General features: G+C 61.1%; 17 protein-coding genes. 12 read left to right on the top strand and 5 right to left on the bottom strand.

Features of this window, described 5'->3' with window-relative positions; genetic code table 11:
- The first annotated feature begins 4 nt into the window (after positions 1-4).
- Complete coding sequence (locus tag BLL36_RS26740; RefSeq protein ID WP_083735342.1) at positions 5-796, top strand: MipA/OmpV family protein; 792 nt, start codon at positions 5-7, stop codon at positions 794-796.
- Here BLL36_RS26740 and BLL36_RS26735 read toward each other — a convergent pair.
- Positions 793-2,070, bottom strand: coding sequence for an ATP-binding protein (locus BLL36_RS26735; protein WP_076954606.1), 1,278 nt, complete (start codon positions 2,068-2,070; stop codon positions 793-795). The two genes, BLL36_RS26740 and BLL36_RS26735, sit on opposite strands and share 4 nt — an antisense overlap.
- Positions 2,071-2,778, bottom strand: a complete 708-nt coding sequence (locus BLL36_RS26730) for a winged helix-turn-helix domain-containing protein (protein ID WP_076954605.1) — start codon at positions 2,776-2,778, stop codon at positions 2,071-2,073.
- Positions 2,779-2,935: 157 nt separating this feature from the next.
- Here BLL36_RS26730 and BLL36_RS26725 point away from each other — a divergent pair, with 157 nt between their 5' ends.
- Positions 2,936-4,135, top strand: a complete 1,200-nt coding sequence (locus BLL36_RS26725) for an MFS transporter (RefSeq protein WP_076954604.1) — start codon at positions 2,936-2,938, stop codon at positions 4,133-4,135.
- Here the strand turns inward: BLL36_RS26725 and miaE are convergent.
- Positions 4,091-4,693: a tRNA-(ms[2]io[6]A)-hydroxylase gene (gene miaE / locus BLL36_RS26720; RefSeq protein WP_076954603.1), complete on the bottom strand. Its 603-nt coding sequence runs from the start codon at positions 4,691-4,693 to the stop codon at positions 4,091-4,093. The two genes, BLL36_RS26725 and miaE, sit on opposite strands and share 45 nt — an antisense overlap.
- Before the next feature lie 150 nt (positions 4,694-4,843).
- Here miaE and BLL36_RS26715 point away from each other — a divergent pair, with 150 nt between their 5' ends.
- Complete coding sequence (locus tag BLL36_RS26715) at positions 4,844-5,707, top strand: universal stress protein (RefSeq protein WP_076954602.1); 864 nt, start codon at positions 4,844-4,846, stop codon at positions 5,705-5,707.
- Between the two features lie 129 nt (positions 5,708-5,836).
- On the opposite strand, the gene BLL36_RS26710 is transcribed toward BLL36_RS26715, so the two are convergent.
- A complete protein-coding gene (locus BLL36_RS26710) occupies positions 5,837-6,307 on the bottom strand; it encodes a DUF1289 domain-containing protein (protein ID WP_076954601.1) in 471 nt (156 codons plus the stop codon).
- A gap of 396 nt (positions 6,308-6,703) precedes the next feature.
- Here BLL36_RS26710 and acnB point away from each other — a divergent pair, with 396 nt between their 5' ends.
- The 5 genes from acnB (at position 6,704) to BLL36_RS26685 (ending at position 13,312) form a co-directional block, all read left to right on the top strand.
- The gene (gene acnB, locus BLL36_RS26705) at positions 6,704-9,313 is read left to right on the top strand and encodes a bifunctional aconitate hydratase 2/2-methylisocitrate dehydratase (protein ID WP_076954600.1); all 2,610 of its coding nucleotides are present in this window, start codon (positions 6,704-6,706) and stop codon (positions 9,311-9,313) included.
- 360 nt (positions 9,314-9,673) lie between these two features.
- Positions 9,674-10,567 carry an alpha/beta fold hydrolase gene (locus BLL36_RS26700; protein WP_076954599.1) on the top strand — a complete coding sequence of 298 codons (894 nt, stop codon included), beginning with the start codon at positions 9,674-9,676 and terminating at the stop codon, positions 10,565-10,567.
- A gap of 24 nt (positions 10,568-10,591) precedes the next feature.
- A complete protein-coding gene (locus tag BLL36_RS26695; RefSeq protein ID WP_076954598.1) occupies positions 10,592-11,863 on the top strand; it encodes a glycosyltransferase in 1,272 nt (423 codons plus the stop codon).
- A gap of 116 nt (positions 11,864-11,979) precedes the next feature.
- Positions 11,980-12,705, top strand: coding sequence for an autoinducer binding domain-containing protein (locus BLL36_RS26690; RefSeq protein WP_076954597.1), 726 nt, complete (start codon positions 11,980-11,982; stop codon positions 12,703-12,705).
- 28 nt (positions 12,706-12,733) lie between these two features.
- Positions 12,734-13,312: an acyl-homoserine-lactone synthase gene (locus BLL36_RS26685; protein WP_076954596.1), complete on the top strand. Its 579-nt coding sequence runs from the start codon at positions 12,734-12,736 to the stop codon at positions 13,310-13,312.
- Between the two features lie 52 nt (positions 13,313-13,364).
- Here BLL36_RS26685 and BLL36_RS26680 read toward each other — a convergent pair whose 3' ends face one another.
- A complete protein-coding gene (locus tag BLL36_RS26680) occupies positions 13,365-14,642 on the bottom strand; it encodes a serine/threonine transporter (protein ID WP_076954595.1) in 1,278 nt (425 codons plus the stop codon).
- A gap of 397 nt (positions 14,643-15,039) precedes the next feature.
- Between BLL36_RS26680 and BLL36_RS26675 the strand changes: the two genes are divergently transcribed.
- The 4 genes from BLL36_RS26675 (at position 15,040) to BLL36_RS26660 (ending at position 18,625) form a co-directional block, all read left to right on the top strand.
- Positions 15,040-15,564, top strand: a complete 525-nt coding sequence (locus BLL36_RS26675; protein ID WP_076954594.1) for a cysteine hydrolase family protein — start codon at positions 15,040-15,042, stop codon at positions 15,562-15,564.
- Between the two features lie 124 nt (positions 15,565-15,688).
- Entirely contained in the window at positions 15,689-16,642 is a 954-nt protein-coding gene (locus BLL36_RS26670) for a 2-hydroxyacid dehydrogenase (protein WP_076954593.1), read from the top strand.
- Positions 16,643-16,771: 129 nt separating this feature from the next.
- The gene (locus BLL36_RS26665) at positions 16,772-17,839 is read left to right on the top strand and encodes a phosphotransferase family protein (protein ID WP_076954592.1); all 1,068 of its coding nucleotides are present in this window, start codon (positions 16,772-16,774) and stop codon (positions 17,837-17,839) included.
- Positions 17,840-17,857: 18 nt separating this feature from the next.
- Entirely contained in the window at positions 17,858-18,625 is a 768-nt protein-coding gene (locus BLL36_RS26660; protein WP_076954591.1) for an SDR family oxidoreductase, read from the top strand.
- Positions 18,626-18,824: the final 199 nt, after the last annotated feature.

Here is an 18,824-nt window from a genome sequence, read left to right as displayed (position 1 = left end):
CCTGATGAATGCCAAACACCTTTGCCTGTCCTTCACGTCCCTGTGCTTGCTGACCGGCGTCGACAGCGTGATGGCCGAGGACTGGGCCTACAGCCTCAAGGCCGGCGTGGCCAACCTGCCGCGCTACAGCGGCAGCGACGAGCGCAGGACCACGCCCGTGGTCGGCGCAGCCATCGTCAGCCCCTGGGGGATTTTCCTCGACACCGACAAAGGCCTGGGCTGGGGCTACGAAGGCCATGCGTTGAGCTTCAGCGCCTACGTGGGCGCCAGCGAATCGCGCAAGGATAAAAGCGCGTCCATGCACGCGGGTTCCAAACGCCTCAAAGGCATGGGCGAGATCAAGTCGCGTGCGCAAGTGGGGGTCAGTGCTCGCTACAACCTGGGCCGCATGATAGTCGGCGCCACCCTGGAGCACGCCCTCAAGGAAGATGACCACAAGGACAGCGGCAAAGCGTTTACCCACCTGGAGCTGAGCCTCGGCACCCAGCTGTACGAAGGCCGCTACGGCTCCGTCGATGCCAGCCTCAGCAGCCATTTTGGCGACCGCAACTACCTGCAGACCTGGTACGGCGTGACCACCGGCCAGGCCGCGCGCAGCCGCTTCAACGCCTACAAGGCGGGTGCGGGCAATATCAGCAATGGCATGAACCTGGTATGGAGCCTGCCGATCAGCGAGCACACCCGGTTCTCGACCTTGCTGGACGTGCAGTACCTGGCGGATGAAGCGGGCAAAAGTCCGATTGTGGAGCGGCGACTGCAGACGTCGGTGATGGGCGTGATCGAATACACCTTCTAGCCGTTGTACGCCCATGTCATCCGGAACGACGCCCCGCCCCACTCCGAATCCAGCACTTGCACCTGGCCGCCGTGCCACTGCGACACCCGCTGCACCAGCGCCAGGCCCAGGCCGAAGCCGCCGGTGCGACGGTCGCGGCTGGCGTCCAGGCGCATGAAAGGCTGGAAGATCCTCGAGCGGCCCTCCTCCGGCACGCCGGGGCCGTCGTCGCACACCCGCACTTCGTAGCCGCTGCCGAACTTGACCAGCGAGACCTCCACGCGGCGCTCGGCGTAGCGGATCGCGTTGCGCAGCAGGTTGATCACCGCACGCGCCATGAAGCGCGGTTCGATCTCGATAAAATCCACCTCACAGGTGCGCAACGACAGTTGGATGCCGGCCGCCTCAGCCTCCAGCGCCACGCTGCCGATCACACTGTCGAGCCAACTGTGGGCCTCGATGCGCTCGCGGGTGACCTGGGTGGCGCCACGCTCCAGGCTGGCGTAGGTGAGCAGCTCAGAGACCATTTCTTCCAGCTCGCCGAGGTCGGCATACATGTCCGCGATCAATTCACTGCGCTGGCGCGGGTCGCTCTGCTGCTTGAGCTGGTCAAGCTCGAACGACAGGCGTGCAATCGGCGTGCGCAGTTCATGGGATACGGCGTTGGTCAAGTCGCGCTGGTTGGCGATCAGGCTTTCGATGCGCTCAGCCATTTGGTTGAAATGCCCGGCCAACGCGCGCACGGTGGAGCGGCGCGGCAACAGGATGCGTGAGCTGAGGTCGTTGTTGCCAAAGCGTTGCGCCGCCAAGCGAATGTGTTCCAGGTCGCGCCAGTGCGGACGCACCCAGAAATACAGCACGATCGCCAGGCTCAACCCCAGCAGGCCGTAGGCCCACAGGTACAGCCATTTGGGCTCTTCGGGCAGCTTGATATTGAGCAGTTGCGGGCCGCCGTCGATCGTGGCGATGAACTCCATGAAATCGCCACGTACCACCAACTGCCCATCCGCCAGCAATTGCCGCTCGCGTTGGCTCAACCCCAGTTCATCGCGCTGCACCAGGTCCAGACGCAGGCCGTAATAGGGCTGCAGCTCGCGCACCCGGGCCTCGCGGGCACTCGCCGGCAGCGGTCGCAACTGCTCGACCAAACCATAGGCCGGGCCACGCATGGCTTCGCGGTTAAAGGTTTCATTGGCTTCAGGCAGCAGCTCGTCGTAAGTGTAGTTGACCAGCCAGATCGCCCCCGCCAGGCCCAGCGCCAAGATGATGTACAGGCGGATATAGAGCCGCAGCATCTAGACCTCCCACGCGAACGGGTTGAACAGGTAGCCCTTGCCCCAGATGGTCTTGATGCACACCGGCTCGCGCGGGTTGTCGTTGAGTTTGCCGCGCAGTTTGCTGATATACACATCGACGCTGCGGTTGAGGCCATCGAAGGCAATGCCGCGCATACGGTTGAGGATGTCATCGCGGGACAGGATCGTGCCCGAATTGCTGGCCAGCAGCCACAGCAGCTCGAACTCCATGGTGGTGAGGTCGATCTTGTCGTCGCCCAGGCTGACCACCCGGCAACTGCGGTCGATGGACAAGCGCCCGAAGGCCAGGGCCCCGCGCACCGTCGGCTCCGGCGCCTGCCGCCGTTGCAGGGCGCGCAGACGGGCCAGCAACACGGGGGGCCTGATCGGTTTGATCACGTAGTCGTCGGCACCGGACTCCAGGCCAAGGATATGGTCCAGGTCGTCTTCCTTGGCCGTCAGGATCACGATCGGCGTGTCGGACACCGCGCGGATCCCGCGGCATACATGCAGGCCGCTCTGGCCGGGCAGCATCAGGTCGAGCACGACGATCTTCGGCTTGAAGTCCAGGAACGCCGCCAGGGCTTCGTCGCCGCGGTGCTCCACGCGCACCTCGAAACCATGCTGCGACAGGAAATGCGCGATCAGCCCTGCCAGTTTTTCGTCGTCTTCAACGAGCAAGACCTTGCCCAGCCCCAGGTTTTCCATAGATTCTCAGTGTGCCGACGCGGATTGAAGAGCAGGCATTATAGGTGGCAAGCTGGGCAACCCGAGCAGCTGGCCAGCATTGGTCGACGAAGCTTCATGCTTTTAAGAGTTTTTAACAAATAACCCGCACTCTTTAACACCACCCACAGGCAGCCGTATGCGCAAGGATTACCTGGCGTTCTTTGTATCACTGTTCCTGTCACGGCTGGCCGACCAGATTCTGCTGTTTATCGTGCCATTGATTGTGTTCCAGACCACCCAGAGCGTCGCCTGGGCCGGGCTGGCGTTTTTTGTCGAATCGCTGCCACGTTACCTGGCATTCCCCGTGTGCGGCGCATTGTGCGACAGGTTCGCACCGGCGCGCATCCTGCATATCAGCCAGGTTTACCGGGCGCTGGCCTGTGTGCTGGCGGTCGCCTTGTACGCGGTGTTCGGCGGTATTTACTGGATCGTGCTGCTCTCGGCGCTGTGCGGGGTACTGACCACCCAGGGCATCATGGCGCGGGAAGTGCTGATGCCGCGTGTCTTCGGGCAATACACTTACGCCAAGACCCTCTCCTATTCTCAGATTGCCGACCAGGGCGGCCTGGTGCTCGGCCCGCTCATCGCGGCCTTGATGCTGGAGGTGTGGGCCTGGCATTGGGTGGTGCTGGGGATCGCCGGGCTGTTTGTGCTGGCCGACCTGGCGATGTTGATCTGGCAGCGCAATACCACGGTGAACCTGGAGCGGTTCGATCAGCACACGGGGACCTGGCTGCAACCACTGCGTATCGCCTTCGGGCATATCCGCAACTTGCCGGAACTCAAGCGGATCATTGCCCTCGCGGTCGGTGTGAACCTGATCATCGGCGTGACGCTGGCCACCTCGGCAGCGATGGTCACGGGGCAATTCGCCGCCGGCAAAGAGGCCTACGCGCTGTTGCAGGCGGCCGGCGCGGGGGTGACGATTGCCATCCTGTTTTACCTGGCACGCGCCACCCTGGCGTTGAAAGTGCTGGGCGGGCTGTCGTACTCGATGATCGTCGTCGGGGCACTGGTCATGGCATTCAGTCCAGACCTGTGGGCCTATAGCCTGGGCTTCCTGCTGGTCACCGGCTTCGACAAGATGTTCAATGTGTACATGCGCAGCACGCGTCAGCGGGTTATCCCCGCGCAGGATTTCGGCAAAACGGTGGGCGTCATCACGCTGCTCAACAACCTGGCGCAACCCTTGGCCGGTCTCGCGATTGCGGTGCTGGCCGCGCCCTTGACGACCCAGACGGTGATCCTGCTGCTGACCGGGGTCAGCGCATTGATCGGCGTGGCCGTGGCTTCAGGCTGGCACGCCACTGTGAAAGCGGAACTCGACGTCGGGTGATTCGATCAGTGCCTGCTCGGCCGCCCTCACCCGCTCGATGACCTGGGCGATGTCCTTGGCGTCGCCGTACTGGTACGCCAGCTTCAGGTAACCCTGGAAGTGTCGCGCCTCGCTTTTCAACAGGCCGAAGTAGAACTTGCCGAGTTCTTCGTCCAAATGCGGCACCAGTGCTTCGAAACGCTCGCAACTGCGCGCTTCGATAAAGGCGCCCACTACCAAAGTGTCCACCAGCTTGACCGGCTCGTGACTGCGCACGACCTTGCGCAAACCGGAGGCATAACGCCCGGCATGCAACTGGCGCAGCTCCACCTTGCGCTTCTTGATCAGGCGCATGACTTGCTCATGGTGCACCAGCTCTTCGCGGGCCAGGCGCGACATCATGCTGATCAGGTCAACATGGCCGTGGTACTTGGCGATCAGGCTCAGGGCGGTGCTGGCGGCCTTGAATTCGCAGTTCTTGTGGTCGATCAGCAGGGTTTCCTGATCGGCCAGCGCGGCCTGGACCCAGGCATCAGGGGTGCGGCAACCGAGGAATTCGTGGATTTCTGGCAGGTTCATCGGGCTCACGGGCAAAAGCATCACAAAAGGGCGCCGATTATACCGACCGCGCCGCAGACCACCAGTCGCGGGCCTTGATGCGCATCAACATGACGTGTGCCGCGCAGCAACTATAGTTGTTGCCTATGCCCCTTCCTGGAGATCCCGACCATGCAAGCTATCCGCAGCATCCTGGTGGTCATCGAGCCCGAACATTCGGAAAGCCTGGCCCTCAAGCGTGCCAAGCTGATCGCCGGCGTCACCGGCGCGCACCTGCATTTGCTGGTCTGCGACAAACAGCATGAGCATTCAGCGCTGTTGAGCCTGCTCAAATCGGGCTTGCAGGAAGACGGCTACAGCGTCAGCACCGAGCAGGCGTGGAACACCAGCCTGCATGAAACCATCATCGACGTGCAGCAGGCCGAAGGGTGCGGGCTGGTGATCAAGCAGCATTTTCCCGACAGCCCGCTGAAAAAAGCCCTGCTGACGCCTGCGGACTGGAAACTGCTGCGTTATTGCCCGTGCGCGGTGCTGCTGGCCAAGACGGCGACGCCGTGGACGGATGGCGTCATCCTGGCGGCGATTGATGTGGGCAACACCGATGCTGAACATCAGCAGTTGCACAACACGATCATCGACCACGGCTTTGAAATCGCCAGCCTGGCCAAGGCGCAGTTGCATGTGATCAGCGCCCATCCGTCGCCCATGTTGTCGGCGGCGGATCCGACGTTCCAGCTCAGGGAAACCATCCAGGCGCGCTACCGCGAACAGTGCAAGGCGTTTCAGGCGGAATTTGATGTGGACGACTCGCACCTGCATATCGAGGAAGGGCCGGCGGATGTGTTGATCCCGTTTGCCGCGCACAAGTGGCAGGCCGCCGTGACGATCATCGGTACCGTGGCGCGCACCGGGATCTCGGGGGCGCTGATCGGCAATACGGCGGAGGTGATACTGGATGCCGTGGAGAGTGATGTGCTGGTGCTCAAGCCGCAAACGTTGATGGATCATCTGGAGGAGCTGGCGACCCGCCCCTGATCGTCCAGACACAAACAATCAAAGGTGGGAGCTGGCTTGCCTGCGATAGCGGTGTGTCAGCAGCGGATACCTGGCCTGACCCACCGCGATCGCAGGCAAGCCAGCTCCCACAGTTTTGATCCATGTCGGTCAGTGGCCCAGTGCATCCTTCAGGAAACCGGGGGCGATATAGCGCTGGTAATGCGCTTCGGAGAGGATGAAGAACTCGCGGTCGATGGCATCCCGCAGTTCCGGCAAGGCCCAGTCGCGAAACTCCGGCAGCAGCACCATGCCATATGCCTCCAGATTGGAAATCACCCGCGCGCCCCGGGCGATCAACTGGTAGGCCCAGCAGTACTCGGACTGGTGCGGCACAAAGCGGATCTTGCGTTGCTCCAGCTGGCCGCGCAGGATCTTGGGGTCGAACACTTCCAGCTTGGCGACCATCACCTGCACCAGCAGTTGCTCCAACCGCAGCCAGACCGCGCGTTTTTCTTCTTCGTTATAGCCGTTCCACTGGATCACTTCATGGTGGAAACGCTTGCAGCCACGGCACACGAGATCGCCGTAAACCGTGGAGCACAGGCCGACGCAGGGGGTCTTGATGGTTTGGTGGGACATGGGCAACGACACGCAGATCAGCGAAACACTGCGCCATGTTAGCCCTTTGTCTAACCTTCATCACCCTGCAAACTTGGCGTGGCAACTTACCTTTAGCATTTTTTTGCCGTAGAATCACCCGGCCTTGTAAGGCGCCAATAATCCGCTGGAAGCTGTTTTCAAAGCGTCACGAGCACAGTCGTTCCTTCAGAACGGTGTTGGCGATGGTCAATGACTCGGTAGGTCATGCCCTCGCCAACCCTCATCAGCTCCGTTCTGCAGGCGTAAAACTTTGAAAGCAGCTTCTGTGAGAGATGCCGGCAGCGCTGGCTTTGCGGCCCAAAAAGCCCCCGAGCGCACGCGTGCCGGTCATTTCTGGATGAGCGTCCCGTGGGACCACTGATGAGGGTAATAACTGTGCTTGAAGCCTACCGCAAACATATCGAAGAGCGTGCCGCCCTGGGTATCGTTCCCCAGCCGCTTAACGCCGAACAAACCGCAGGCCTGGTCGAGCTGCTGAAAAATCCCCCGGCTGGCGAAGAAGAATTCCTCGTTGACCTGATCACCAACCGCATTCCACCAGGCGTTGACGAAGCTGCCTACGTCAAGGCCGGTTTCCTGTCCGCCCTGGCCAAGGGCGAAGCCACTTCCCCCCTGATCGACAAGAAGCGCGCCGTTGAACTGCTGGGCACCATGCAAGGCGGCTACAACATCGTGACCCTGGTCGAGCTGCTGGACGACGCCGAACTGGCACCTGTCGCCGCCACCCAGCTCAAGCACACCCTGCTGATGTTCGATGCGTTCCACGACGTGGCTGAAAAAGCCAAGAACGGCAACGAGCACGCCAAAGCCGTGCTTCAATCCTGGGCCGATGGCGAGTGGTTCAGCAACCGCCCTACCCTGGCCGACAAGATCAGCCTGCGCGTATTCAAGGTTACCGGCGAAACCAACACCGATGACCTGTCCCCCGCGCCGGATGCCTGGTCCCGTCCCGACATCCCGCTGCACGCCCTGGCCATGCTGAAGATGGCCCGTGAAGGCATCGTGCCGGACGAGCAAGGCAAGACCGGCCCGATGAAGCAGATCGAAGAGATGCGCGGCCAAGGCTTCCCGATCGCCTACGTTGGTGACGTGGTCGGCACCGGTTCCTCGCGTAAATCCGCGACCAACTCCGTGCTGTGGTTCTTCGGCGACGACGTCCCTTACGTGCCGAACAAGCGCGCCGGCGGCTTCTGCTTCGGCAGCAAGATCGCTCCCATCTTCTACAACACCATGGAAGATGCCGGCGCACTGCCAATCGAATTCGACGTTTCCAACATGAACATGGGCGACGTGATCGACCTGTACCCGCATGCCGGCAAGGTTTGCAAACACGGTACCGACGAAGTCATCACCACCTTCGAAATGAAGACCCCGGTGCTGTTGGACGAAGTTCGCGCCGGCGGCCGTATCCCGCTGATCATCGGTCGCGGCCTGACCGACAAGGCCCGTGCCGAACTGGGCCTGGGCCCTACCGACCTGTTCAAGCTGCCTGAAGCACCTGTCGACACCGGCAAGGGCTTCACCCTGGCGCAGAAAATGGTCGGCAAGGCGTGCGGCCTGCCGGAAGGCAAAGGCGTTCGCCCTGGCACCTACTGCGAACCGAAGATGACCACCGTGGGCTCCCAGGACACCACCGGTCCCATGACCCGTGATGAACTGAAAGACCTGGCGTGCCTGGGCTTCTCGACCGATCTGGTAATGCAGTCGTTCTGCCATACCGCGGCGTATCCAAAGCCGATCGACGTGACCACCCACCACACCCTGCCTGACTTCATCATGACCCGCGGTGGTGTATCGCTGCGTCCAGGCGACGGTATCATCCACAGCTGGCTGAACCGCATGCTGCTGCCGGACACCGTGGGTACCGGTGGCGACTCCCACACCCGTTTCCCGATGGGCATCTCGTTCCCGGCCGGTTCAGGCCTGGTCGCGTTCGCCGCAGCCACTGGCGTGATGCCACTGGACATGCCGGAATCGATCCTGGTGCGCTTCAAAGGCAAAATGAAACCTGGCATCACCCTGCGTGACCTGGTTCATGCCATTCCTTATTACGCGATCCAGTCCGGCCTGCTGACAGTCGAGAAGAAGGGCAAGAAGAACGCCTTCTCCGGCCGCATCCTGGAAATCGAAGGCCTGAACGACCTGACGCTGGAGCAGGCGTTCGAGCTGTCCGACGCCTCGGCCGAACGTTCGGCGGCCGGTTGCACCATCAAGCTGTCCAAAGAGTCCGTCACCGAGTACCTGAACTCCAACATCACCCTGCTGCGCTGGATGATCGGCGAAGGCTATGGTGACCCACGCACTCTGGAACGTCGTGCCCAAGCGATGGAAGCCTGGGTTGCCAACCCTGAGCTGATGGAAGCCGATGCCGACGCCGAATACGCCGAAGTCATCGAAATCGACCTGTCGGAAATCAACGAGCCGATCCTCTGCGCGCCGAACGACCCGGACGATGCCCGCCTGTTGTCCAGCGTTGCCGGCGAGAAGATCGACGAAGTGTTCATCGGTTCGTGCATGACCAACATCGGTCACTTCCGCGCTGCCGGCAAGTTGCTGGAGCAGGTCAAGGGCCAGTTGCCAACTCGCCTGTGGCTGTCGCCGCCGACCAAGATGGACGCTCACCAGTTGACCGAAGAAGGCTACTACGGCATCTACGGCAAGGCCGGCGCGCGCATGGAAATGCCGGGTTGCTCGCTGTGCATGGGTAACCAGGCACGTGTCGAGCCGAACTCGACCGTGGTATCCACGTCGACCCGTAACTTCCCGAACCGCCTGGGTGACGGCGCTAACGTCTACCTGGCTTCGGCCGAGCTGGCGGCAGTGGCTTCGACCCTGGGTCGCCTGCCTACCGTCGAGGAGTACATGGGCTACGCGGCGAAACTGGACACCATGGCCAGTGACGTCTACCGCTACCTGAACTTCGACCAGATCGCCGAGTTCCGCAAGATCGCAGCAAGCGCCAACATCCCGGTGATTCAAGCCTAAGGGTGTGTTGATGTGAAAGGCGCCGCGTATCGCAAGATACGCGGCGCTTTTTTTTGCCTGCCCAGTATCAAAATACAAGCTTGCGCCCGCCCCACAAAGCGCTGTCCCAGGCTGAAAAAACGCCGGCTGCCAACAGCCTTTCTGCAACGACCTACCAGATCAGGTAGTTGTTCCTCACCGCCTTGAAGGCTAAAACTCTCTACACCCTGATGCCTGTGTCATGGGAACCATCTGCTCTGGATGTACTTCGCGCTGTAAGCCGTACCACTTCTAATAAAAGTCACCAAGCCCTGCCCTCGACACCCGAGTCCGGTGACAGGGACGCTCTCGCCCGTTTTTTGTGCTTACTGGAGGTGTGTTATGTCGCGTAGCCAATATGTGATCAAGAAGGTCTTCAAGCATTATTCGGTGTCGGTGGAACACATCGGCGATGCTCCTGATAAAAAGAACGTACTGCTGGTCAACGGTGCCATGGCCACGACGTCGGCCTTTGCCCGTACCAGCAAATGCCTGGCCGAACACTTCAATGTTGTGCTGTTTGACTTGCCGTTCGCTGGAAACTCACGTGCTCACAACCCTGACCGATGCCTGGTGACCAAGGACGACGAAGTGCAGATCCTGCTGGCATTGATCGAGCGCTTCAACATTCACCACCTGGTTTCCGTCTCCTGGGGGGGCCTGTCAACCCTGCTGGCACTCGCCAGGAATCCAGGCAACGTTGAAAGCTCAGTGGTGATGTCGTTCGCTCCAGGCCTCAACGCGCCGATGCTCGATTACGTCGGCGGAGCGCAGGCACTCATGGCCCGGGATGACAACGCAGGTATCGGCCATTTGCTCAACCAGACGCTGGGCAAACACCTTCCGGCTCGACTCAAGACCGCCAATCAACAGCATATGGCGCAGTTGATCAACGCCGAGCAGCATCAAGCGCGATTTCATATCGAGCAGGCGCTCAAGCTCAATGAAGGGGCTTACTTGCCGCAACTGTCGAACATCGACAGCCACGTGCATTTCCTGAATGGCGCCTGGGACGAATACACCAGCGCCGTCGATGTGCAGTCCTTCAAGCAGTACATCCGCGATTGCAGTTTCTCTACTGCCCAGAGCAGCGGACATTTCCTGGACCTGGAGTCCAAGGCAGCGGCCAACGGCGTGCACCGCGCGTTGCTCGGTCATCTGCTTGGCAAGCGCGACGCCCGGCCAGGGGCGTTTTGCGAGTCGCCGCCTCAACGAGCGCAGTTGAGCTTCGCCTGAACATATTCAACAAGGATGTAGATAATGCGAGTAATCATGATAGCCATCGGCTCGGCCGGTGACGTTTTCCCTTTTATCGGCCTGGGCGCCGCCCTGACTCTGCGCGGTCATCAGGTGACCTTGTGCAGCATGCCGACGTTTCAACGCACCATTGAGGCGCAGGGTCTGGACTTCGTGCCGTTATGCGATGAAGCGACCTACAGCGACGCTATGGGTGATCCCCGATTGTGGGACCCGAAGACCTCCTTCGCCACATTGTGGCAAGCCATCGCCGGCCTGCTGGAACCGGTCTACGACTATGTAACCGCTCAGAACACTGACGATACGGTGGTCGTCGGCTCACTCTGGGCCTTGGGTGCACGTATCGCCCACGAAAAACACGGCGTTCCTTATCTGTCGGTCCAAGTGTCTCCATCGACGTTGCTCTCTGCACACTTGCCGCCCGTGCACCCCACCTTCAATGTGTCGCAGCGCTTGCCACTGACCCTACGCAAGCTCCTCTGGCGCGGGATCGAATACCTGAGCCTGGACCGTACCTGTGCTCCCCAGATCAACGCACTACGCCGTAAGCACGGGCTGCCCGGCGCGGTGAAGAACATCTTCAGCCAATGGATGCATTCGCCTCAGGGGGTGATATGCCTGTTTCCGGAATGGTTCGCCCCGGTACAGAAAGACTGGCCGCGACCCTTGCACATGGCCGGCTTCCCTCTGTTCGACGGCGGCACCCTTGGGCTCGATGAGCCAACCCGGGCCTTTCTGGCTGCCGGATCGCCCCCCATTGTGTTCACTCAAGGTTCCACTGAGCATTTTGACCAGCAGTTTTATCGGTTCGCCCTGGCAGCGCTGCACAGGGCCGGCGCACGTGGCATTTTTCTGACCGGTAATCGACCCGTCTTCACCGACCTGCCACCCAGCGTGATCCAGCGCCCGTTTTTGCCGATGAGTTCGCTGTTGCCCCATGCGGCCGGCCTGGTCCATCCCGGCGGCATCGGCGCCATGAGTCAGGCATTGGCGGCCGGCATTGCACAGATTGTTTTGCCTATCGCTCATGACCAGTTCGATAACGCCGAACGCCTGGTGCGCATGGAATGCGGGATACGCCTCGCCTTGCCTTTAGACAAACAGGACCTGCACGATGCGATCACCGCGCTCTTGCACGACAGCCGGTTGCGAAATGCCTGCCGTCGAGCGAGCGGCCTGATGCCCTACGACGCTGAATCCTGTGAAACAGCGGTCAGCGCCATTGAACAGTGTCACGCGCGCAATGCAATACCTGGCCTGCGTCAGGCTTCATAAACACGAGTTTTCAAGTGAAAGGACCGTGCCAGAGCCATCGGGAAGCGAAGGGAAAGTTTGACAGAAATATCTTGTGGGCTAGATTGCCAAGATTCCAGTCATCGAGGCGACTGTCCATGGAGAAGGAAAACGACCTCATTCGCTGGTGGAATTGCTTGCGGATAGAGATGTTCAAGCAACAGGATGAAACCCAAGTGCTAGCGCTTCTGGAGCGGGAAGTGTTGCAGCTGGGGTTCGAGTATTACGCCTATGGCGTACGCCACCTGACCCCGTTTACCCGCCCGAAAACCGAGATCTACGGCTCCTACCCCGAAAGGTGGCTGGCACATTACGAAGAAAAAAACTACGCGGCGATCGATCCGTCGATCCTCAGTGGCTTACGTTCTACCGAGATGGTGGTGTGGAACGACGCACTGTTTGATAACAGCCGCACGCTATGGCAGGAAGCTCGGGACTGGGGCTTGCGCATCGGCGCCACGCTGCCGATTCGCAGCCACGACCATTCGCTGCGGGTACTGTCCGTGGCCCGGCGCCAAGACCCCATTTCGCACGCTGAAAGCGACGAGATTCAATTGCGCCTGCGCTGCATCCTGGAACAGGTGACGCTGCGCCTGATAGATCTTGGGCATAGGGAGCGCTCCCATAAATCAGTCTGCCTGAGCCTGCGTGAGCGGGAGATCCTGCAGTGGACCGCCGATGGCAAGAGTTCAGGAGAAATCGCGCTGATCCTCACGATCTCCATCAACACCGTGAACTTTCACCTCAAAGCCATCCAGAAGAAATTCGGGGCTGGCAACAAAACACTGGCGGCGGCCTACGCCGCCGCACTGGGCCTGATCTAGGGCCCGACAATTGCGATAAGGATATCCAATGATCAACATCATCACCCGCCGTCACCATGAACTGTCTGCGACGCTTGAGGACGACCTGGGCCGCTACCGGCACGAAGTGTTCATCCAACAATTGGGCTGGCAACTGGATTCCACGCACCCCCTGCCCCAACGTGAATTCGACCAATTCGACCAGGCTGACGCTCATCATATCCTCGCACTGGACGCCGACCGCCAGGTCTGCGGCTGCGCGCGGCTATTGCCGACGACGCAGCCTTATCTGCTGGCGGAAGTCTTCGGGTTTCTGTGCGACCAGCCAAGCCCGCGAAGCAGCGACACCTGGGAAGTGTCGCGTTTTGCGGCCCGCCCCCTGGAGGAAGGCACTTTACCGATGCGAGTCTGGTGGAACAGCCTGCACCATGCCTGGAGCCAGGGCGCCAATCGAGTCGTGGCGGTGACCACACCGGCGCTGGAGCGTTATTTCCTGAGGCATGGCGTGCAGTTGAGTCGTCTCGGCTCTGCGCAACGCGTGAATAAAGACCATGTGGTAGCGCTGAGTTTTCCGGCCTGGCAAAAAAACGGCCAAATCGCGTTACACGCAGAGTCGGCCGTTGCATAGCGATGGGTGATCTACAGATCTGATTGAGCCGGGGTTGCCGGCTGCGAGCGCGTCACGGAATCAGCGAATAAATCAACGAGGAAATGGCCACCAGACCGACCAGCGTCACGAACACATTCGACGCCTGCCCACGGTACTTGGCCATGGCCGGTACCTTGCGGATCGCGTACATCGGCATCAGGAACAGGATCGAGGCGATGATCGGCCCGCCCAGGGTCTCGATCATTCCCAGAATGCTCGGGTTGAGCGTGGCAACGATCCAGCACACCACCAGCATAAAGGCGGCCGTCATGCGGTCCAGGTTCTTGGCGCTCGGACGGCGGCCGGTTTTCAGCACCAGGCCCTTGAGGCCTTCGCTGGCGCCGATATAGTGGCCCAGAAACGACTTGGCGATCGCCACGAACGCGATCAGCGGCGCGGCAAACGCAATGGTCGGGTTGTTGAAGTGGTTGGCGAGGTAGGACAGGATCGACAGGTTCTGCGCTTTCGCTTCGGCCAACTGCGCCGGCGACAGGGTCAACACGCAGCTGAACACGAAAAACAGCACCATCGCCACCATCAACAGGTGCGCGCGGGACAGGATCTGCGAGCTGCGCTCATCGGCGTGGGCACCGTACTGGCGCTTCTGGTCCACCGCAAAAGCCGAGATGATCGGCGAATGGTTGAACGAAAACACCATCACCGGAATCGCCAGCCACAGGGTATTGAGCAATGTGGAGGGTGCCGGGACCACGCTGGCAGTGCTGAGGATGCCGCCATTCCAATGCGGGACCAGGTACACCGCCAGGAACAGCAAGGCGACGATAAACGGATACACCATCAGGCTCATGGCCCTGACGATCACCTGTTCACCGCAACGCACCACGGCCAGCAGGCCGAGGATCAGCACGAACGACAGGATCGCCCGTGGCGGCGGCAGGATGTGCAACTGGTGCTCCATGAAGCTGCCGACGGTGTTGGTCAACGCCACGCTGTAGATCAGCAGGATCGGGAAGATCGCGAAAAAGTAAAGCAACGTGATCAGCGCACCGGCCTTGATACCGAAGTGTTCTTCAACCACATCGGTGATGTCGGAGCCTTCACGCCCGGACAGGACGAAACGGGTCAGGCCACGGTGGGCGAAGAACGTCATCGGGAAGGCCAGCAGCGCCAGGATCACCAACGGCCAGAAGCCGCCCAGGCCCGCGTTGATCGGCAAGAACAGCGTGCCGGCGCCAATGGCGGTGCCGAACAGGCCAAGCATCCAGGTGGTGTCCTGACGGCTCCAGGTTGTGAGGGTTGCAGGTGTCGTCTCATAACGTTCGTCGACGCTATTGGCCTGATCATTCATCCGGTCGGATCTCCGCATTGACACGGCCGGGACGAGTCAGAAAACCTGACAGGCAGCGCCCCAACCATAGAAGGGGCCGGATTGTCCGGGATTCTTTCGAATAAGCAAAGACTTAGCTGAGGAACGGTGGGCCGGTACAGCGGCCGGAATTGGGAGCAACGCGCCGCTATCCGGGGCATTGCCGGTTGACAGCGCCTCGCCCACGCCAGCATGATCGACCCATGAATTTTATTGCGCCGAACCTCACCCACACCTCCACCACGACCGCTTCCGGCGGGCCGTGCGGTGGCTGTGGGGGCTTGAACTAAGCGCTTCACGGATTCAACCCAAGGCCCCGCCAGCAATGGACGGGGCCTTTTTATTGCTCCGCCATTCGGCAATCACAAGGAGCAACACCATGGCTGACGCCCTGCTGATCATCGACATGCAGACCGGTTTATACGATGGTCCGGAAAAACCCTTCGAACGCGAACGCGTGCTGCACACCATCAACCAGCTGATCCAGCGCGCACGCCGCGCAGGCAAGCCGATCTACGTGGCCTGTCACACCGGCCCGGCAGGTTCGCCGATTGAAGCCGGCAGCCCCCTCTGGCAACCGTGGCATGCGCTGGACGTAGACGCGTCCCGCGATCACCTGTTCAACAAAAGCCGGCCCAGCTGCTTCCTGGGCACGGACCTGGAGCAGCATCTGAAAGCGGCGCACGTCGATGAGCTGGTGATCGCGGGCATGAAAACCCAGTTCTGCATCGACACCACATGCCGGGTGGCGGTGGAGCTGGGCTTTTCGGTGGTATTGCCGCAGGACGCTCATACCTGCATGGACACGCCGGCACTCAAGGCCGAGGCGATTATCGAGCATCACAATGCCACCCTGACAGGGGCCTTCGTGAAGCGGGTGAAAGCAGCCGAAGTCTTTTTCTGACAGCGCGGCGACTGCAGGAGCGAATTTGCTCGCTCCTACGGTATATTTTTCTATCCCGACAAAACGCCCTGCCTTACAAATCCCGCATACTGATCCCCTCAAACCCTTCAGGAAGAGCCTTCCGATGACCGCCACTGTTCTGGTCCTGGTTGAAACCATCAACGAATACCTGCCCATCATCGAGAGCAACGACTTTCATGTGATCCTGGCGCCGACGCCCGCCGAACGCGCCAACGCCATCAAGGCTCACGGCGGCCAGATCAAGGCGGTGCTGACCCGCGGCCCGCTGGGCTTGTATGCCGAGGAAATTGCCGCCCTGCCCCTGCTGGAAATCATCTGTGTCATCGGTGCCGGCTACGAACACGTGGACCTGCAGGCCGCCAGCAATCGCGGGATTGTCGTTACCAACGGCGCGGGTGTGAATGCGCCGTCGGTGGCCGACCATGCCATGGCGTTGCTGCTGGCGCTGGTACGCGGCATCCCGCAGACGGACGCCGCCGTGCGCCGCGGTGAATGGCCGAAGGTGATGCGCCCTTCCCTGGGCGGCAAGCAACTGGGCATTCTCGGGCTCGGTGCGGTGGGCCTGGAGATCGCCAAGCGCGCGTCGCTGGGGTTCGGCATGCAGGTGAGTTATCACAACCGCCATCCGCGCGATGACGTCGACTACACCTATTGCGCCAGCGCCGTGGAACTGGCGCGCACCTCGGATTTCCTGGTCCTGGCCACGCCCGGCGGCGCCGGCACTCGGCACCTGATCGACCGCCACGCGCTGGATGCCCTCGGACCCAATGGCTACCTGGTCAATATCGGCCGTGGCAGCGTGGTGGTTACCGCCGACCTGGTCGCCGCCCTGGAGCAACGCCGCATCGGTGGCGCCGCGCTGGATGTGTTCGACGATGAGCCCAAGGTGCCCGACGCGCTCAAGACGCTCGCCAATACCGTGCTCACCTCCCACGTCGCGGGTCTGTCGCCGGAAGCCGCCCATGACACCGTGCAGCGCGTGGCCGACAACCTGGTGGAATACTTCGCCGGGCGTGCGGTGCTCACGCCGGTGGCCTTGCCCGCGTCCAATAAATGACCGATCAGGCACGCTGATCATCCTGCAACACGCTAACCTATTAAGCCGCCCCGACCTTGTCGCTGGGCGGTTGCGCGCATTAGATTAGGAAATAGTCCAAGGCCTCTAGAATAAGCAGAAGGGATAAGCATGGCGCTGAACGACCAATCGACCCAGATTCGCCCAGGCGAAGAACTTGATGCCGGCCTGATCGATCCCTACCTCAAGGCCCATATCCCCGGCCTGAGCGGCACGCCCACGATCAGCCAGTTTCCCGGCGGCGCGTCCAACCTGACCTACCTGCTGGAGTATCCGGGCCAGGAATTCGTGCTGCGCCGCCCGCCCTTCGGACACAAGGCCAAATCCGCCCACGACATGGGCCGCGAATTCCGTATCCTCAACCAGCTCAAAGACGGCTTTCCGTATTGCCCCAAGGCGTATGTGCATTGCACCGATGAGTCGGTGATCGGCGCCGAGTTCTACGTGATGGAGCGCGTCAATGGCATCATCCTGCGCTCTGACCTGCCGGCACAGCTGGACCTGGACGCCAGCAAGACCGAAGCCTTGTGCAAAAGCTTTATCGACAAGTTCGTCGAACTGCACCAGGTGGATTACGCCGCCTGTGGCCTGGCGGACCTGGGCAAGCCTGAAGGTTATGTGGCGCGTCAGATCCGTGGCTGGAGCGACCGCTACGAAAAAGCCCTGACCCCCGATGCGCCGAGCTGGGAAGCGGTGCGCGCCTGGCTCAACGATAAGATGCCGGCCGATCATCCCACCTCCAGCATCGTGCACAACGACTACCGCTTCGATAACGTGATCCTCGACCCGCACAACCCGATGCAGATCATCGGCGTGCTGGACTGGGAGCTCACCACCCTCGGCGATCCGCTGATGGACCTGGGCAACACCCTCGCCTACTGGATCGAAGGCGGTGACCCTGCGCCGGTGCAACTGATGCGCCGCCAGCCGAGCAATGCCCCCGGCATGCTGACCCGCCGCGAGTTCGTCGACTATTACGCCGAGCGCTCGGGCCTTCAGATCGACAATTTCGATTTCTACTACACCTACGGCCTGTTCCGCCTGGCCGGCATCGTGCAGCAGATCTATTACCGCTTCTTTCATGGCCAGACCCAGGACAAACGCTTTGCGCAGTTCATTCACATGAACAAGCTGCTGGAGCAGATGAGCCTGACCGTCATCGGCAAATCGGCGCTCTGATCACAATAAGGAACCCCCATGTCCAAGACCCACCTGTTCGACCTCGATGGCAAGATCGCATTCGTGTCCGGCGCCAGCCGTGGCATCGGCGAGGCCATCGCCAAGTTGCTGGCCCAGCAAGGCGCCCACGTGATCGTGTCCAGCCGCAAGCTGGAAGGCTGCCAGCATGTGGCCGATGCGATCATCGCCGACGGCGGCAAGGCCACGGCCGTGGCGTGCCATATCGGTGAAATGGAGCAGATTACCCAGGTGTTCGCCGGTATCCGCGAACAATTCGGCCGCCTGGATATCCTGGTCAACAACGCCGCGACCAACCCACAGTTCTGCAACGTACTGGATACCGATCTGGGCGCCTTCCAGAAAACCGTGGACGTGAACATCCGCGGCTATTTCTTCATGTCGGTGGAAGCCGGCAAACTGATGCGCGAAAACGGCGGCGGCAGCATCATCAACGTGGCCTCGATCAACGGGATATCGCCGGGTGTGTTCCAGGGCATCTACTCGGTCACCAAGGCCGCGGTGATCAACATGACCAAGGTGTTCGCCAAGGAGTGCGCCGAGTTCGGTATTCGTTGCAACGCCCTGTTGCCGGGCCTGACCGATACCAAGTTCGCCTCGGCGCTGGTGAAGAACGACGCGATCCTGAAAATGGCCCTGGTGCAAATCCCGCTCAAGCGCGTGGCTGACCCAAGCGAAATGGCCGGCGCGGTGCTGTTCCTGGCCAGCGATGCCTCCAGCTACACCACCGGTGTGTCGTTGAATGTGGACGGTGGCTTTCTGTCCTGATCACTCAGAGACCGCAGAACTTAATGTGTGTGGGCTTGCTCGCGAGGGCGGAGTGTAGTGAGCGGGCTTGCCCCGCGCTGGGCTGCGAAGCGGCCCCAATAAAGACACCGCCGGCCCCAGATAGAACCGGGTCGCCTGGTTTGGGGCGGCTTCGCCACCCAGCGCGGGGCAAGCCCGCTCACTACAGGCTGCATTCGCG

It is taken from the genome of Pseudomonas cedrina subsp. cedrina (assembly GCF_001983175.1).
GTDB lineage: Bacteria > Pseudomonadota > Gammaproteobacteria > Pseudomonadales > Pseudomonadaceae > Aquipseudomonas > Aquipseudomonas cedrina.
Note: the sequence above shows the minus strand (reverse complement) of the source record. Positions and strands in the feature narration are given on the sequence as shown.

Coding starts and splice junctions, on each gene's coding strand:
- BLL36_RS26690 (WP_076954597.1), top strand. CDS start 11,980: ATGGAGAAGGAAAACGACCTCATTCGCTGGTGGAATTGCTTGCGGATA.
- BLL36_RS26695 (WP_076954598.1), top strand. CDS start 10,592: ATGCGAGTAATCATGATAGCCATCGGCTCGGCCGGTGACGTTTTCCCT.
- BLL36_RS26670 (WP_076954593.1), top strand. CDS start 15,689: ATGACCGCCACTGTTCTGGTCCTGGTTGAAACCATCAACGAATACCTG.
- BLL36_RS26715 (WP_076954602.1), top strand. CDS start 4,844: ATGCAAGCTATCCGCAGCATCCTGGTGGTCATCGAGCCCGAACATTCG.
- BLL36_RS26735 (WP_076954606.1), bottom strand. CDS start 2,070: ATGCTGCGGCTCTATATCCGCCTGTACATCATCTTGGCGCTGGGCCTG.
- BLL36_RS26660 (WP_076954591.1), top strand. CDS start 17,858: ATGTCCAAGACCCACCTGTTCGACCTCGATGGCAAGATCGCATTCGTG.
- BLL36_RS26710 (WP_076954601.1), bottom strand. CDS start 6,307: ATGTCCCACCAAACCATCAAGACCCCCTGCGTCGGCCTGTGCTCCACG.
- BLL36_RS26685 (WP_076954596.1), top strand. CDS start 12,734: ATGATCAACATCATCACCCGCCGTCACCATGAACTGTCTGCGACGCTT.
- BLL36_RS26730 (WP_076954605.1), bottom strand. CDS start 2,778: ATGGAAAACCTGGGGCTGGGCAAGGTCTTGCTCGTTGAAGACGACGAA.
- BLL36_RS26725 (WP_076954604.1), top strand. CDS start 2,936: ATGCGCAAGGATTACCTGGCGTTCTTTGTATCACTGTTCCTGTCACGG.
- BLL36_RS26680 (WP_076954595.1), bottom strand. CDS start 14,642: ATGAATGATCAGGCCAATAGCGTCGACGAACGTTATGAGACGACACCT.
- BLL36_RS26665 (WP_076954592.1), top strand. CDS start 16,772: ATGGCGCTGAACGACCAATCGACCCAGATTCGCCCAGGCGAAGAACTT.
- BLL36_RS26740 (WP_083735342.1), top strand. CDS start 5: ATGAATGCCAAACACCTTTGCCTGTCCTTCACGTCCCTGTGCTTGCTG.
- miaE (WP_076954603.1), bottom strand. CDS start 4,693: ATGAACCTGCCAGAAATCCACGAATTCCTCGGTTGCCGCACCCCTGAT.
- BLL36_RS26675 (WP_076954594.1), top strand. CDS start 15,040: ATGGCTGACGCCCTGCTGATCATCGACATGCAGACCGGTTTATACGAT.
- BLL36_RS26700 (WP_076954599.1), top strand. CDS start 9,674: ATGTCGCGTAGCCAATATGTGATCAAGAAGGTCTTCAAGCATTATTCG.